Source organism: Pseudomonas sp. 32A (assembly GCF_052682255.1).
In genome coordinates, this window is the sequence record NZ_JBQYLY010000001.1 from 2,551,142 (window position 1) to 2,567,239 (window position 16,098).

The following is a 16,098-nucleotide window of genomic DNA, read 5'->3' on the forward strand; positions in this document are numbered from 1 at the left end:
CTTTTGAGGAACACCATTAATGAGCCTTTACCGACCTTTCGTGCTGCTGTGCCTGTGGTGCAGCGCGTTCATCAATGGGGCCCAAGCTGCGACGACGGATGTCTACGGTGGCGAAGCCCAGCGCGCCAATGCCTTGCTGGCCAAGGCCGTGGCCGATTACAAGACGCGGGGTGATGGTGCCCTCGCCGAGTTCAGTCGCCAGGGCGCCTATGTGGATGGTGAGCTATACATCTACGTGGTCGACACCGCCGGCGTAATGCTAGCCAGTGGCGGACCTTCAGCGTCATTGGTGGGCAAGCCCGTGGTCAGCGTGCTGGATGACGACCTCAAGGCCGCCTTCCAGCACGCTATTTCGCAACCGGCTGACGGTACGGTGCGCAGCGCCGAATACCGCTGGTGGAACTGGCAGCACGGCAAAGTGGAGCGCAAGCGTGTGTTCTACGAGCGTGTGGCCGATCGGGTGATCTCGGTGGGCTACTACATGCCCCGAGCCAGCGCTGAACAGGCCAGGCAGTTGCTGCAACGGATGACCGAACAACTGGCCAGCGACCCGGCCTCTACGCTGGATCGCATCAACAAACACGACAAGCAACTCACCGAAGATGATCTGTATGCCTTTGTGGTGGACCTGAAGACCCAACGCTTCGCCGCCCATGGCTTCTTGCCCAGGCTGGTGGGCACTGACTTCAAGTCGCTGCGTTCCACCGATGGCAAGCCCATTGGCGAAGCCATGCTTGAACTGATGCGCACTGAGGACAACGCCGAGATGACTTACTTGTGGCGTAACCCTATGACGGGTCAGAACGAGCTCAAACAGACCTTTCTACAACGAATTGATGGTTACGTGGTGGCGGTGGGTTGCTACACGATTGTGGGTCTGAAGGCCGGTGGTCGACAGTGATAGAATCCAATGCAGACATCGTGGGGCATTTTTAGCCTTTGATCCATCACCAGCGAGTTGGGCGGTAGGCAATAACCGTTAGGTACGATCATAGCTTGCGTGGCACTTCCATCAAGTTATACAAGATGCGGGTGATCGAAGTCCCAGACGTGGCGATCCGGAAGTAAATCATGTGCTACTCAATGCTGCGTCATCGGTAACAGAAGAGGGCGAGATCGTGCCGATTCAGAAACCTGTTCAGAGTTCACGTGCCCACTGCTGGGTGTACGCCTGTGCGACTCCCCAATGAGTACGAATCCATTTTTTTGGTTAAACCGATGCGGATATAGCATGAGAAGTCTTACCCGGCCTGACCCCGTGTGATTCGGCCGTAGCCACGTAAAAACGCCAGCACAAATAATGAGTACACAATTAAGGCCATCAGCGTAACGCTATACTTTGGAAATCTTGAGCTTTCAAACACTTGAAGGATGAGTTATGATCCCGTCCGCTGCGCCATATTTGCTTCCACTAAGGCCCACTGAACGCTTGGAAGTCACGGAAATAGCGCCCTTGAGCCGCTTTTTTCGTTTTCTGAATTCCACTGAATTCCACTGAATTCCACTGGAATCCATCTCCAGCCGCGGTTTTTAAGTACACATTTAAGTACACCGCTGGCACAGCCTTTTACGATTCCTTGCGCATCAATTTTCGTATTGGTTCGTCTACCGCTGGGTTGTATTCCCCTCCTTGATGCAAAAGGAGGTGTCTGATGGCTCTGACAGATACAGCGATCAAGCAAGCCAAGCCCGCCAGCAAGCCTTATACGTTAACGGATGGGGATGGCTTATCTCTGCAGGTGCCCAGGACGGGTTCAAAGCGCTGGCATTTCCGTTTCTATTGGCATGACAAGCAACTGCGTATTTCCCTTGGCATCTATCCCGACGTCAGTCTCAAGGAGGCTTGCCACCGGAGAGAGGCTGCACGTGCGCTGGTGGCCAACAATATCGATCCCCACTCACATCGTCGCGCCGAGCGCCAAAAAGCCTCTCACGCCGCCAACAACACGTTTGAAGCGGTTGCTGGTCGCTGGCTTGAGTTCCGAAGTAAAAAACTGACGAAAAGTAAGAAGGGCAGTGCAGGGCAAGCGAGCAAATACCTGAAGAAGGACATGCTGCCGTGTTTGGGCGATCTTCCGATCTCAGATATTTCTCGTGGTGACGTGCTGGAGCTCATTAGGCGAATTGAGCGCAGAGGTGCGCTGGTCTCTGCTCGAAAGGTACGGACCTGGCTCAACCAGATCTTTCGTTTTGCCATAGCGGAAGGGCTCGTTGATGTGAACCCAGCAGCAGATCTTGACATCGTTGCCGAGACGCCGCGGCCAGTTCTCCATAATCCCTTCCTCCAGGTAAATGAAATTTCAGGACTGCTCAGGACCCTCACCCACTACGGGTGTGCAGAAGCGACACGGCTTGGTATTCGTCTATTGTTGTTGACAGGGCTCCATACAGGAGAGCTGCGGGCGGCGACGCCAGACCAATTCGACCTCGACAAAGGGATCTGGTTGGTGCCCCCGGAGGGTGTCAAGCAACTCCGGAGCCGTGTTCGAACCCAGGGGGACGAGATCCCACCTTATGTGATTCCACTGTCTACCCAAGCAAATGCAATTGTGCAGCGGCTAATGCAGTTAAGGGCGCGCGGTGCGCGGTACCTACTGGTTCACCGATACGAACCGCAGGAAATGATCAGTGAAAATACCCTTAACACTGCGATTAGCCGGATGGGTTACAAAGGGAGGCTCACTGGTCATGGCGTCAGGGCCACCATCTCAACGGCGCTCAATGAGGTTGGCTTTGTAAAGGCGTGGATTGAGGCGCAGCTTTCACATGCTGATGCCAACCAAATACGGGCTGCATACAATCATGCAGAATACGTCGAGCCGAGACGTAGGATGATGCAATTCTGGGCGGATTATTAGATGCACTGGAGGTAGGCGTTCCGCTCCCTGAACCTGAAGCTTACATGTCGCAAATCGGACAACCTTCAACTGATTTTCTGAGCTTGAAGCGCGTAGCTGCAGATTAGCAGTCCTATTCGGGCTATGCGATCAAGTGTAGTGGTCAACTCATCCCGGACACGGTTTTAAGTTTTTCTTCCGTTTTCGCTGGGGCCAATCCATCGTTAAATTGATGAGGTCGGATCCAGTTGTAGTGATGCATCAGGTACTGGCTAATATCTCTCTGAGACTGGTGGCCGGTCATGTAGCCAGTGGTTGGTATTCACTCTGTTTTCAAGCTGCGAAAAACCCGCTCCATCGTCGCATTATCCCAGCAGTTTCCTCGGCGGCTCATACTCTGACGCATGCGATAACGCCACAGCCGCTGGCGAAAGTTGCGGCTGATCGTGGATCAGTCTCGATGGACTGCCAGTCCGGTCAGAAGCCGGTCATAAGTCTACTGGGGAAGACATTCGTGAGTGGCCTGCACGGCGATCCGCAACGACGCCTGGAACAGCCGCGATTCTGCGGCTGGGCCTTCCGAGATATTTGGGCGACTTCCAGGAGCGCAGGTTTGAATTGCTTCTTGTTTTAGACAACTCCAGCGACCGCTTTTGGCACGGTCTCAGCCTTCAATCTCCTTCAGCTTCGGATCGTCCGCGACCTGTTGCCCCGACAGCTTTAAGAAAATCACCGCGTAATGCGGATGCGAAGTAAAGTTGGCAAGTCGATTACAAGCGAGGAGCAATGGCGTTGCTATCTCGTAAGGTATTCCAATTGGCATTCCAATAAAAATCCAAACCAAATATTTATTATAATAATCAAAAATATAAAAGACCGATTCAAATTACCCGGCTCAAGCGAAAGCGACAGCAGCGGAGTGACTATACCGATCTGCACGATCTGCGACAGGGCCGAGAGGGTGTATATCTTGGTGAACGCAAACCAGCGTTGCTTGTCGGTGTACTCAATACTCAGATTTTGCATTCGTGAGCGACCGTGGACAACTACCACATGCGAATTCAATGACCAGGCAAGATCCTTTCGAAGTAATCTCTCTGGTCGGCAGGTAGCTTGAGTCCAGTTAGATCTGACCGTTTTTTTACGAACAAGATACCTGACAGCTCAGGATCTAACTGTTCCGCCAGAAATTTCTCAATCCGTTCGGAAACCTCGGCTCGCGTCCATTTCAACTGCGCCTCCTTGAAAAAAGCGCAGTACACGTCGTTCTCTACTCTAGTCCAACTGTCTTTAGGTCAAAATCGTCAACGGTCAACCCTGTTTCTTCTTCAACCTCTCGAATAAGCGACCTCTCCAACGCGACGGTTTCGTCTTCTAGCACGTCATCGTCATTCAATGTTCCAGAGGTATAATAGCTTATTCCGGCATTCGAAGTATGTGCGGCCATGGTGCCCAGAAGAAAGAAGCCATTGGACGTCTTGATAGCAGCGATCGGAAATCAGAGGTTTGCGCTCTTGCTTGGGTGATTGAGCTCGCGCCATGCCATGAATGCTGCATAGGACGTCCGGAGCAAGTTAACCTCGAGAGTGTCAAAGTTACCCGACATATCATTTGACATGAGCACCGGCCCGTTAAATATTTTAGGTACGCGCTCTGTCAAAAAGTTCCATATCCTAGATATATCAGATAGATGAGAAGATTCAAAATCCCACCGAACGTTTTTTTCAAGCTTCGCTAGCACCCGCGAGTGCTTTTGATAAATTGTCATAGCCGTTCCTCAAGAAAAAATTCTAACTACCTCTACAACAGCTTTTGCTCCTCCTCCGTCTCCACGTCAAAGTGCTGTCGCATCTCTCTCTGCATAAATGCGATCAGCGCACATATATCGCTTGCTTGTGCAGGACGTTTAGCCACAATAAACCCCGCGTGTTTGTCTGAGATTTCAGCGGTGCCGATGGAGTATCCTTTATGCCCGAGAGTCTCGATCATTTCCCCGACTTTGAGACCATGCGGTGGGCGTTTGAAAACACTCCCCGCATTCGGTTGCGATCTGGGATAACGCGCCCGCCTAAGCGCCAGATTTGATAGCCTGCTGGCACGTAAATACTTCCGATCAGCATTATGCAATCGAAAATACGCTCCCAACACCACGTACTCCTCGTTTTGAAACAAGGACGAACGGTACCCCCATCGGCACTCCGCATGGCTCAGTTCGATCACCTGCTGAGTGCGAATTGCATAAACTCGCACCCTTTGGGTCACCGTCGCGATCTCGTGCCCAAACGCCCCTGCGTTCATGACGGCCCCCTCCAACCGATCCAGGAATGTTTCCTAAATATTCAAATCCCCCCAAGCCGAACTCTTCGCGAGCTAGGGAAATTCTGAAAAAGACTTCCTGATTTGGCAAAATCCCCGAACACCAATCGCCGAGCTTTTCGATGATGAAGCAAATGACCTTCGCCGACGCCGAGTACGCCGGTAAGCGCACACAGACCCTCAAGGAACTGTTCCTGATCGAGATGGATCGGGTCGTGCCCTGGAAGGGGTTGATCGCCCTGATCGAACCTCATTACCCGAAGGGCGAAGGCGGCCGTCCAGCCTATCCGTTGATGGCGTTGCTACGGGTTCATCTCATGCAAAACTGGTTCGGTTACAGCGATCCAGCGATGGAAGAGGCGCTTTACGAAACGACGATCCTGCGCCAGTTCTCCGGACTGAGCCTGGAGCGAATCCCGGATAAAACCACCATCCTCAACTTCCGTCGCCTGCTGGAAAAGCACGAGTTGGCCACTGGTATTCTCGGCGCGATCAATGGCTATCTGGACGACCGTGGCTTGTCGCTGCGACAAGGCACCATCGTCGATGCCACGCTGATTCATGCGCCCAGCTCGACCAAGAACAAGGACGGCAGACGCGATCCGGAAATGCATCAGACGAAGAAGGGCAACCAGTATTACTTCGGCGCTAAAGCGCACATTGGGGTCGACGATGAGTCAGGGCTGGTGCACAGCGTGGTAGTCACTGCGGCCAACGTTGCGGACGTGACCCAGGTCGATAAACTGCTACATGGCGCCGAGAACGTGGTCTGCGCTGATGCGGGCTATACCGGTGTCAATAAGCGCGAAGAACATGCGGGACGCCAAGTCGTCTGGCAGGTTGTCGCCCGACGCAGCACCTACAAAAAACACGGCAAACGCAGCGTGTTGTACAAAGCGATACGCAAGATCGAGAGAGCCAAGGCTAAGGTTTGCTCCAAGGTTGAGCATCCATTTCGCGTGATCAAACGCCAGTTTGGCTATACGAAAGTGTGCTTTCGAGGCTTGGTGAAAAACACGGCTCAGATGGTGACGCTGTTCGCCCTGTCGAACCTGTGGATGGCACGTCGATATTTGCTCTCCAGCGCAGGAGAGGTGCGCCCTTAATAGGGCAAATGGTTGCTGCGAGGCGCTCGCAGCAACCAAAAAGCATGAAGTACGGGGCAGATTCGATCAATCTTGAACGGCGGCCGTTTTTTAAAGCCCCGATGGCTCGGTAGCCGGAAAATAGCGGTCTACTTCAGACCATCCCTAGTGAAAGCTCTGGCTCGGGAGTATCCGACATGCTCGGTGATCACTAGCAGTTTAATAAGTTGGTGTGCTGTTACGCGTGAAGAATATCACCGCCAATCTGGTCGGTCTTTTTCTGTCCTGCCAATGACTTTTATTGCGAGAGCGGTTTGGGTTTGGCAGAATTGAGAACCATTTCCATTAGTGATCCTCTCAATGGCAGCCCATCCCAGTGTCGCCTGCGTCAAGTTGACTGCTCGCCAAAGCCTGCTCCATCAGCTGTTCGGCGATCACCATGGGTGGTTGTTCGACCGGTTGCGGGCGCGATTGGGTTGCCCCAGCGACGCCGCGGACATGGCGTCGGAAACCTTCGCCCACGTGGTCGCACTGGACGATCCGCAGTCGATTCGCGAGCCTCGGGCGCTGTTGACGACCATCGCTAAGCGCTTGATGTACGCCAGTTGGCGCCGACGCGATCTGGAGCGTGCCTATCTGGAGACGTTGGCCGGCGAGCCTGAGCAGTTTGCCCCGTCAGCAGAGCAGCAAGCGCTCGCGATCGAAGCCCTGGTCGAGATTGATCGTTTGCTTGAGGGGCTATCGTCCCGAGCCCGGGCGGCGTTTTTGTACAGTCAGCTCGATGGCATGACTTACATCGAAATCGGCCGCGAGCTGGGGGTGTCAGCGCCGCGGGTTCATCAGTACGTGGTCCAGGGGCTGCGTGCCTGTTTCGAGGCGCGGCTATGACGGCTGCACCGCCTGCTGCTGTGGATGAAGCCATCGCCTGGATGGCCTATCAGCGTTCCGGGTTTTTCGATGCGCAGCAGCAACTGTCTTTCGAGCAGTGGCTTGCGGCCGACCGACACCATCAGGAGGCCTGGCAACAGTTGCAGCTTCGGTTGCAGGCAACGTTTGCCGGCGTTGACGGTGTGTCGGGCCGAATGTTGGCCAAGGACCGACCGGTTCGTCGTCGTGCCTTTCTGCGAGGGGCGTTGGGGCTATGCGGGTTGGCCGCTGGCAGTTATTGCCTGACCGGCCCGGGGTGGGGACTGGCGGGACTGCGCTCAGATTTGAGTACCGGCACCGCCCAGCGTGAACGCATCGCTCTGCCAGACGGTTCGTCTCTGCTGCTCAATGCGCAAAGTGCAGTGAACCTGCGTTTCGGGGCACATAAGCGCGATGTTGAATTGCTTGACGGCGGTGTGATTGCCGACGTGCGGGCCAGCGAGCGGGATGCCCTGCGGCTGTGTTCTCGCCTGGGGACTGCGAGCATGGCCGAAGGACGCTGCATGATGATGCTCTTGCCGGATGAGTCCCGTATCTGGGCTTTGAAGAAAGGCCTGCGGGTAACGCACATCAACGGCTCGGGTGCGACGTTGGCAGAGGGGCAGGGTGTACGGCTGACCGGCAGAGGCATCGAGCCGATCGGAAGGTCTGCGAACAGTGCCTCAGCCTGGTCGCAGGGCATGCTGGAGTCTCACGATCAGACGCTGGCGACGGTCATCGAGGCGTTGCGACCTTATCACCGGGGCGTGTTGACCATCAGCCCCGAAGCTGCGCGACTGAAAATCTCCGGCGTGTTCAGCCTCGATCAAAGTGAACAGGCGCTGGCTGCAATGGCTGATGTGTTGCCGCTGCGGATCGAGCATTTTCTGGGATTCTGGACCCGTGTGTCCCTGAGCTGAGGTCCGCCTGAAAATTGTTTCAATCGGCTCTTAATATTTTGCTGGCTCATCGCACAAGCAAGACAGTGCTGCGCCGTTTGCAGCTGTTCTGTCCTGACACCGGAGAGTCATTCGCCCATGCGTCCCCAGCTCCTTTGCCCTTTGGCCATTGCTGTCAGCATTGTCGTTGCGCCTATAAACATCATTTTTGCTGCAGAGCCGGTCAGCGCGGCCGGGCGCCAGATGTACGCCTTGCTCGCAGGTCCTCTGGAGGCGACGCTTATCACGATCGGTCAGCGCAGTGGTCGTCAGGTGGTGTTCCTGCCGGATGACGTCAGAGGGCGACAGGCCCATGGAGTTTCCTGCCAACTGACAGCAGAGCAGGCCGTCGAACAGGCACTGCAGGGCAGCGGACTGTCGATTTTGATCAGTGGCAGCGGAGCGCTGAGCGTGCAGCCGGAAACCGGTGCGCTGATGTTGGGTGTGTCGAACATCGATGCAGTGTCCGATCAGGAATCGGCTTACGGTCCGGTCTATGGCTATGTGGCCAAACGTGCCGCCAGTGCGACCAAGACCGACACGCCACTGATTGAGACGCCGCAATCGATTTCTGTAGTTACCCGCGCCGAAATGGACGACCGCAAGAGTGACACCCTGGCAGATGCCTTGGGCTACACGCCTGGGTTTGTAGGCCAGCCCAATGGTTTCAGTCGGGTGGCGGACGATTATACCTTGCGCGGTTTCAACGTTGGCTCCGGGACCGGCGGTATCCTGCTCGACGGCATGAAATTGCAGTCCAGCGTCTACGACGGCGGCATCGAGCCGTTCGGTCTGGAGCGCGCCGAAGTGCTCAAGGGCGCGTCGTCTGTGCTGTATGGCCAACTGTCGCCGGGAGGCATGATCAACGCTGTGAGCAAGCGGCCCACCGATATCCCGTTGCATCGGGTCAGCGTCGAATACGGTAGCCATGATCGCAAGCAGTACACCTTGGACCTGGCCGGCCCGCTGGATGAACAAGGTGAGTTCTCTTATCGGCTCGACGGTCTGTGGCGCGACGCTGACACGCAGGTAGACCACATTCGCGACGACAAGCGCTACATCGCTCCCTCTTTTACCTGGCAGCCGAACGACGATACCTCTCTCACTGTGCTCGCCAGCCACACCGAAGCACTCACCGGCCTGACGCCGCCGCTGACTTACGCCATGACCACCTACAGTCCAAACCCTGGACGAAAGATCGGGCGCGACGATTTTGTGGGCGAGCCCGGTTACGATCATTTCAACAGCCGCATCGATACCTTGGGCTACGTGTTCGAACACAGCTTTAGTGAAACGCTCAAAGTACGTCACGCCCTGCGCTACTACCAGTCCAGGGTGTCCTGGAACTACTTGTTACCGTTCAGCATGTCCGGTAACACGTTGAACCGCCGTTACAGCGAACGTGAAGAAACCTCCACCGGCTGGACCAGCGACAACAATGTTGAATGGAAGATCGACGCAGGCCGCTGGCGCCATACGCTACTGGCGGGTGTGGACTACTACCACAAGACCTACGACACCCATCGCCACATCAGCGCCACAGCAGCGCAACTTGCTCCCAGCCTGAACCTCTCGACCTTTACCTACACCGGTGTAGGGGCGAACACCGGACCCGAATCCGGGTGGGATATCCACAGCCGTCAGGTGGGTCTCTACCTTCAAGACCAGATCACCTTTGACGACCATTGGGTGTTCCTGTTGGGTGGCCGTCAGGACTGGGCAGAAAGCCATAATTATTCCTTCGTCAACGGCGCCCGTACGCCACGCAGCGATCAGAAACCTACCGGCCGTATCGCGCTGTTGTACCTGTTCGATAACGGCGTAGCGCCCTATGTCAGCTATAGCCAGTCGTTCCAGCCGGCCGATGTTGCCAACCCTGGCGTCGCGGGGACGTTCGACCCGATCGAAGGCGAGCAGTACGAGGTGGGCATTCGCTACCAGCCACCGGACAGCAACACGATGCTCAGCGCGGCGGTCTACGAGCTGACACAGACCAACGCGATCACCTACAACGCTCTGACCGCGCAGTACGAGCAGTATGGCAAAAGTCGCTCCAAGGGGCTGGAACTTGAAGCCAAGACCGACCTGACTGACACCGTGAGCATGACGGCCAGCTACAGCTATACCGACGCGCATGTCCTGGAAGATAACGTCGTCACCAACATTGGCAAACGCCTTGAAGGGGTGCCTTACCACAACGCCTCGCTCTGGACGGACTATCGTCTGGCTGCGTTCGGTCTGCCGCAGGTCAAGATCGGCGTGGGCGCGTTGTACACCGGTACCACCCGCACCACACCGACCATCACTGATCGCAAGATCCCGGCCTACACCCGCTTTGATGCACGAGTCAGCTATGACATCGGCGACCATTGGCAGTTGACTGCCAAGGCCCAGAACCTGACCAATGAGTCGTATCTGTCGTGCAATACCTCGTGCCGCTACGGCGACGAGCGCAGTGTCATCGGCTCTGTGAGCTACCAGTGGTAAGGCATGGCAAGCCCCAGCCGTCCGTTCGCTATAGGTTAGGGATATTCTCAAGAATCCTCGCAGCGGTGATAGGCGGGTACGCCGTCACCGCGCTGTTCACCGCCTGCCTGGCCATCGGGCTGCCCCTTGTCGTGTTACAGCCTCGCGGCGAGACCGTATTGGCGGCGACGTTGCCTGCCTGCCTGATTCTGTGCCTTGCAGCCATCTGGGTTTTCGCGGCACGCTCGGCCTTGCGCGCCTGGCTGGGGCTGCATGCCGCGACGTTGCTGCTCGGGGGTGGCTATGTGTGGTTGTCCGCCGTCTCCCAGCCTGGTAATACCTGATGAAAGAAGGATTACGTCAAAGCATGGCCTGGCTGCACACTTGGTCGGGGCTGGTTGTCGGCTGGCTGTTGCTGGCTATTTTCATGACCGGCACTGCCAGCTATTACCGCAGTGAGATTACCGCCTGGATGCACCCGGAAATTCGCCCCTCGGCGCCGATCAGCGAGGCCGCTTCACTCAAACAAGCGATGAATTGGTTGGAGCTGCGTGCGCCGGATGCCGCTTCCTGGCTGATTGACCTGCCCACGACGCGTCTGCCTGTGACTCAGGTTATGTGGCAAGGTGCAGGGGAGCGACGTTACAACAGCGAGTGGCTTGATCCAGCCTCCGCGCAGACACTAAACCCGCGCAAAACCTTTGGCGGAGACTTCTTTTACGGGTTTCATTTTCAGCTCAGCCTGCCGTCGCAGATCGGCCGCTGGATCGTTGGCGTTGCCAGCATGGCGATGCTCATCGCCATCGTCAGTGGCGTGATTATCCATCGGCGCATCTTCAAGGACTTCTTTACCTTCAGACCAGGCAAAGGCCAGCGCTCCTGGCTCGATGCGCACAATACGTTGAGTGTGTTAGCGCTGCCGTTCCATGCACTGATCACCTACACCGGGCTGATCACCTTAATGTTCGTGTATATCCCGTGGGGCGTCGATCTGGTCTATGGCCCTGATCGCGCAGCGTTCTTTCGTGACATTCGCGACTTCAGTCCGCCGCAGGTGCCGGCGCTCGGGAGGGCCGTTCTGGCCTCGCCAGAAACCCTCATTCAGCAAGCCCGGCAGCATTGGGGTCAAGAGCATATTGCTCGTGTGTCGATCGCTGCGCCGGGAGCCGTCAATGCCCGCGTCGAGCTGTTCAGGGACACTCTGGATCACGTCTCATCGCAGCCGCAACGTCTAGTGCTGGACGGCGTGGGTAGTGAGTGGGTCGGCACGAACCCATCAACGGGGCCCGTTAAGGCTTTCTATGGTGTGATGTACGGGCTGCACTTGGCGCATTTCGCCGATCCGCTGCTGCGTGTGTTGTTATTTCTCAGTGGGCTGGGCGGCTGCGCGATGATTGCCACAGGGCTGCAGCTGTGGGTGATCAAACGAAGAGGCAACGCAACGCGCAGGGTCTATCGCCATATTGAAGGCCTGAACATCGCGGCAATGCTCGGCCTGCCCACGGCTATGGCTGCGTTTCTCTGGGCCAACCGGCTACTGCCCGGCGAAATGCCCGTTCGGGATGTTCGTGAAATACAGGCCTTCTTCTGCACCTGGCTGCTAACGCTATTGCACGCTCAAATTCGGTCGATCCAACGTGCCTGGCGAGAGCAGACAATGCTGTGTGCGTTGACGTGTGGTGGGTTACCTGTGCTCGATATCCTTACAGGTCCCCATCCAATGAACGGGCTGAACCTGGTCTGCGGACTGCTTGGAATGAGTTTCGCGATTGTGGCCTGGCGGCTCTACCAACCTGTGCAGCAGTGCATACCGCAAACTCGTGCGCCGGGTTCAAGGGCCTCCCGACGCGAGAAGCATTCATGAGCCTGCTGACATGGAGCGCTTTGCTATACGCGGCCCTGACGGCTTTGTGCCTTTCGTTAAACAGGCACTACCGCGACGTCTTCAACAACCGACCGACATGGCCCGGCCAGCGGGCGTTGCGTTGGCTGGGATTCACTGGCGTTGCGGGATCGTTAATCTTTTGTATAGCGAGTGCGCCAGATGGCCGATCATGGGTCACGTGGTTCTGCACATTCGCGGTGTTGGGCTACACGATAAGCGTGGGGTTAGCTTATTTCCCGCGTTTCATTTCGCTGGCCGGCAAGGCAGCGGTGGCAGTGTTCTTAACGGCTGTGGCAATTGAGTTTTCTACTTGAGCGGTCTGACGGTGGTACTGACCGTCCGCTATCGACACAAAGCTAACAAGGCACCATCACTGCCTCGTTGATGTTGCGCAAGCTGGGCAGCTATCCACGCCAAAACAGCCTGGCCATGCCCTACGGGAGTTGGGCCGTATCGAGCGCACATTGTTTATTCTGGACTGGCTGCAAAGTGTCGACCTGCGCCGCCGTGTCAACGCCGGACTGAACAAAGGTGAAGCGCGCAATGCCTTGGTTCGTGCCGTGTTCTTCAACCGCCTGGGCGAAATCCGCGACCGCAGTTTCGAGCAACAACGCTCCCGGGCCAGCGGCCTCAATTTGGTGACGGCGGCAATCGTGCTGTGCAACACGATCTATCTGGAACGTGCCGCAAGGGCTTTGCGCGGCCACGGCCACGCTGTCGATGACATGCTGTTGCAATACCTGTCGCCGCTGGGCTCGGAGCACATCAACCTGACCGGCGATTACCTCTGGCGCAGCAGCGCCAAGATCGGCGCGGGCAAATTCAGGTCGCTACGACCGCTGCAACCGGCTTAGCGTACGATGTTTTCCGTTTTCTGAAGCGACCCCTACATCAAGGTCAAAGGTGCCTGGAAATACTTCTACACACTCTGTCGACAAGCACGGCCAAACCGTCGATTCTTTGCTGACCGCCAAACGCGATTAGGCGGTAGCCAAGTGCCTTTTCGACAAAGCTATGGAAACGAACGGTGAGCCCGGCAAGGTCGCGATGGACAGGCAGACTTCGATGCAATCGATGCTATAACATTGTCGAGCTAGACCATCGTGCATTCAAGCGAGTGACCAAGCCGATGCTCTGTTGCCGCTGACCGAAAACTGACCCAGTAGAGGCTCTTCTGCCGACTGAAAACTGACCCAGGTGTTCAACTGCTTCTGCTCACTTTTCTAGCAGGAGAACACAGGGTGGTCAGCATGGAAATGTTGGGAAAAATCCGGCGGATGTACTTCCGCGACAAGCTCTCGCTGCATCAGATAGCCAAGCGTACCGGGCTGTCGAGAAACACCATCCGAAAATGGGTCAGAGCGCCCGAAGCCACTCAGCCAGCGTACCAACGGTGCGCGACCTTCAGCAAACTCAGCCCTTTTCACGAGACCCTGGAGCAGGCGCTCAAGGCCGATTCGTTCCGGCCAAAACACAACCGCAGAAGCGCCAAAGCACTTTTTGAGCAGATTAAGGCCGAGGGTTATGACGGCGGCTATAGCCAGCTCACGGCGTTTGTACGCTCGTGGCGAGGTGAGCAAGGCAAGTCTTTACGCGCTTTTGTACCGCTGACGTTTGCGCTCGGTGAGGCCTTTCAATTCGACTGGAGCGAAGAAGGTCTGCTGATCGGCGGCCTGTTCCGGCGTATTCAGGTCTCTCATATGAAGCTGTGCGCCAGTCGCGCATTTTGGTTGGTTGCGTATCCCAGCCAAGGCCACGAGATGTTGTTCGATGCCCATACCCGCTCACTTGGCGCGTTAGATGGCGTGCCACGTCGCGGCATCTACGACAACATGAAAACGGCTGTCGACAAGGTTAACAAAGGCAAAGGCCGCACGGTCAACGCCCGGTTTTCCGTGATGTGCGCGCACTATCTGTTCGATCCGGACTTCTGCAACGTGGCCTCTGGCTGGGAGAAAGGCATCGTCGAAAAGAACGTGCAGGACAGCCGGAGACGAATCTGGCTCGATGCTCAAAATTGCATGTTCCATACCTTCGAGGAGCTGAATGTCTGGCTCGGCCAGCGTTGCCGGTCGCTCTGGAGCGAACTGGTGCATCCGCAGTACAACGGGCTGACGGTGGCTGAGATCTTGGAGCTGGAGCAGGTCGAAATGATGCCAATGCCGACGGCATTTGATGGCTACGTCGAGCGTACCGTGCGGGTCTCCAGCACCTGTCTGATCAGCGTGGCGCGAAATCGCTATTCAGTACCATATGAGCGAGCCGGCCAGTGGGTCAGCAGCCGTTTGTACCCTTCGCGGATCGTGGTCATTGCCGACGAAACGGTGATCGCCAGTCACGAGCGCCTCTTTGATCGAGATCAGGTCAGTTTTGACTGGCAGCACTACATCCACTCATCGAACGCAAGCCTGGTGCATTGCGCAACGGCGCGCCATTTGCTGATCTGCCAAAACCGTTACGGCTTCTCAAACGAGGACTAAGGCGTCACACCAACGGTGATCGAATCATGATGCAGGTACTGGCTGCTGTGCCAATTGCGGGTCTCGAACCAGTGCTGGTGGCGGTGGAGCTGGTACTTGAATCGGGAAGTCTGAGCGCCGATCACATCCTCAATGTCGTTGCCCGCCTGACCTCCACCGCACCACCTCCCTGTGTAGAAACCAGCCTGCAACTCAAAGTGGCGCCTGTTGCCAATACAGCACGCTACGACCGGCTCCGTACGACCGATGAGGAGAATCGCAATGCGTGATCTAATGACTGAACTCAGAGAACTGCGCCTGCACGGCATGGCCAGTGCTTGGGAAGAACTGGTCTCTCAAGGAACAGCGTCGACGGCTTCATCGAAATGGCTGCTGGAACATCTGCTTCAGCAGGAACATGCGGATCGCGCGTTGCGCTCGGTGAATCATCAGATGAACATGGCAAAACTCCCCATGCACCGTGATTTAGCTGGCTTTGACTTCAGCGCTTCCAGCGCTGATGCCCGGCTGGTCAGCGATCTATCCAGCTTAGCGTTCACTGAAACTGCGCAGAATGTCGTATTCATCGGCGGCCCTGGAACCGGGAAAACACACCTGGCCAGTGCCTTGGCTGTATCTGGAATCACGGCACACTACAAACGCGTGCGCTTCTTTTCCACGGTGGATCTGGTGAATCTGCTGGAGCGTGAGAAGTACGATGGCAAGGCAGGGCGAATCGCCCAGGCACTGCTGCGCACAGACCTGGTGATACCGGATGAACTCGGATATTTGCCCTTCAGCCAAAGCGGTGGCGCCCTGTTATTTCACCTGCTGTCCAAACTGTACGAACACACCAGCGTGGTCATCACCACCAACCTGAGCGTCTCGGAATGGTCGAGTGTGTTTGGGGACGCCAAGATGACCACCGCGTTGCTGGATCGGCTGACACACCACTGCTACATCGTCGAAACGGGCAACGAGTCCTACCGCCTACAACACAGCACCTTGGCCGCCCAGACAAAGATCAAGCCACGGGAACGAAAGCGCAAGGACGGAGATGATGTCGAGGACGATGAGCCATTTTAATCCGCACCATAAATGCCCTGCTGCATGCGGTGGGGCTTGATGCGTCTTCAATCGGAACACTGCTGCTAGGCTTATCCACAATTGCTGGGGCAAAAATCAGCAATCCGTCCTGGGTCAATT

General features: G+C 56.3%; 11 protein-coding genes and 3 pseudogenes. 12 read left to right on the plus strand and 2 right to left on the minus strand.

What is annotated here, in order from left to right; translation table 11 throughout:
* Positions 1-19 precede the first annotated feature (19 nt).
* A complete protein-coding gene (locus ACUN0G_RS11685) occupies positions 20-901 on the plus strand; it encodes a cache domain-containing protein (protein ID WP_445573472.1) in 882 nt (293 codons plus the stop codon).
* Between the two features lie 751 nt (positions 902-1,652).
* Positions 1,653-2,858 carry a tyrosine-type recombinase/integrase gene (locus tag ACUN0G_RS11690; protein ID WP_445573473.1) on the plus strand — a complete coding sequence of 402 codons (1,206 nt, stop codon included), beginning with the start codon at positions 1,653-1,655 and terminating at the stop codon, positions 2,856-2,858.
* A 142-nt stretch (positions 2,859-3,000) separates the two neighbouring features.
* On the opposite strand, the pseudogene ACUN0G_RS11695 reads toward ACUN0G_RS11690, so the two are convergent.
* Both ACUN0G_RS11695 and ACUN0G_RS11700 read right to left on the minus strand, forming a co-directional pair.
* Positions 3,001-3,279: pseudogene (locus ACUN0G_RS11695) on the minus strand (integrase core domain-containing protein); the annotation flags it as partial.
* Between the two features lie 1,358 nt (positions 3,280-4,637).
* Positions 4,638-5,135, minus strand: coding sequence for a hypothetical protein (locus tag ACUN0G_RS11700; RefSeq protein ID WP_445573474.1), 498 nt, complete (start codon positions 5,133-5,135; stop codon positions 4,638-4,640).
* A 143-nt stretch (positions 5,136-5,278) separates the two neighbouring features.
* On the opposite strand from ACUN0G_RS11700, the gene ACUN0G_RS11705 reads away from it, so the two are divergent.
* The 10 genes and pseudogenes from ACUN0G_RS11705 to istB all read left to right on the plus strand — a co-directional run bounded on the left by ACUN0G_RS11705 (position 5,279) and on the right by istB (position 15,978).
* A complete protein-coding gene (locus ACUN0G_RS11705) occupies positions 5,279-6,259 on the plus strand; it encodes an IS5 family transposase (RefSeq protein WP_445575549.1) in 981 nt (326 codons plus the stop codon).
* A gap of 339 nt (positions 6,260-6,598) precedes the next feature.
* Positions 6,599-7,126, plus strand: coding sequence for a sigma-70 family RNA polymerase sigma factor (locus ACUN0G_RS11710; protein WP_445573475.1), 528 nt, complete (start codon positions 6,599-6,601; stop codon positions 7,124-7,126).
* Positions 7,123-8,064, plus strand: a complete 942-nt coding sequence (locus ACUN0G_RS11715) for a FecR domain-containing protein (RefSeq protein ID WP_445573476.1) — start codon at positions 7,123-7,125, stop codon at positions 8,062-8,064. The genes ACUN0G_RS11710 and ACUN0G_RS11715 overlap by 4 nt, the downstream gene beginning before the upstream one ends.
* Positions 8,065-8,181: 117 nt before the next feature.
* Positions 8,182-10,569, plus strand: a complete 2,388-nt coding sequence (locus ACUN0G_RS11720; protein WP_445573477.1) for a TonB-dependent siderophore receptor — start codon at positions 8,182-8,184, stop codon at positions 10,567-10,569.
* A gap of 65 nt (positions 10,570-10,634) precedes the next feature.
* Positions 10,635-10,892 (plus strand): DUF3649 domain-containing protein, encoded by a 258-nt coding sequence (locus ACUN0G_RS11725; protein WP_445573478.1) that lies wholly within the window; start codon positions 10,635-10,637, stop codon positions 10,890-10,892.
* Positions 10,892-12,412 (plus strand): PepSY-associated TM helix domain-containing protein, encoded by a 1,521-nt coding sequence (locus ACUN0G_RS11730; protein ID WP_445573479.1) that lies wholly within the window; start codon positions 10,892-10,894, stop codon positions 12,410-12,412. The genes ACUN0G_RS11725 and ACUN0G_RS11730 overlap by 1 nt, the downstream gene beginning before the upstream one ends.
* On the plus strand, positions 12,409-12,747 hold the full coding sequence (locus ACUN0G_RS11735) for a DUF3325 family protein (RefSeq protein ID WP_445573480.1): 339 nt from the start codon (positions 12,409-12,411) through the stop codon (positions 12,745-12,747). The genes ACUN0G_RS11730 and ACUN0G_RS11735 overlap by 4 nt, the downstream gene beginning before the upstream one ends.
* 46 nt (positions 12,748-12,793) lie before the next feature.
* A pseudogene (locus ACUN0G_RS11740) lies at positions 12,794-13,287 on the plus strand (Tn3 family transposase); the annotation flags it as partial.
* Positions 13,288-13,683: 396 nt separating this feature from the next.
* Positions 13,684-15,182: pseudogene (istA, locus tag ACUN0G_RS11745) on the plus strand (IS21 family transposase).
* Entirely contained in the window at positions 15,175-15,978 is an 804-nt protein-coding gene (istB, locus tag ACUN0G_RS11750; protein WP_445573481.1) for an IS21-like element ISPsy20 family helper ATPase IstB, read from the plus strand. Before istA ends, istB begins: the two are co-directional and overlap by 8 nt.
* The last annotated feature ends 120 nt before the right edge of the window (positions 15,979-16,098 follow it).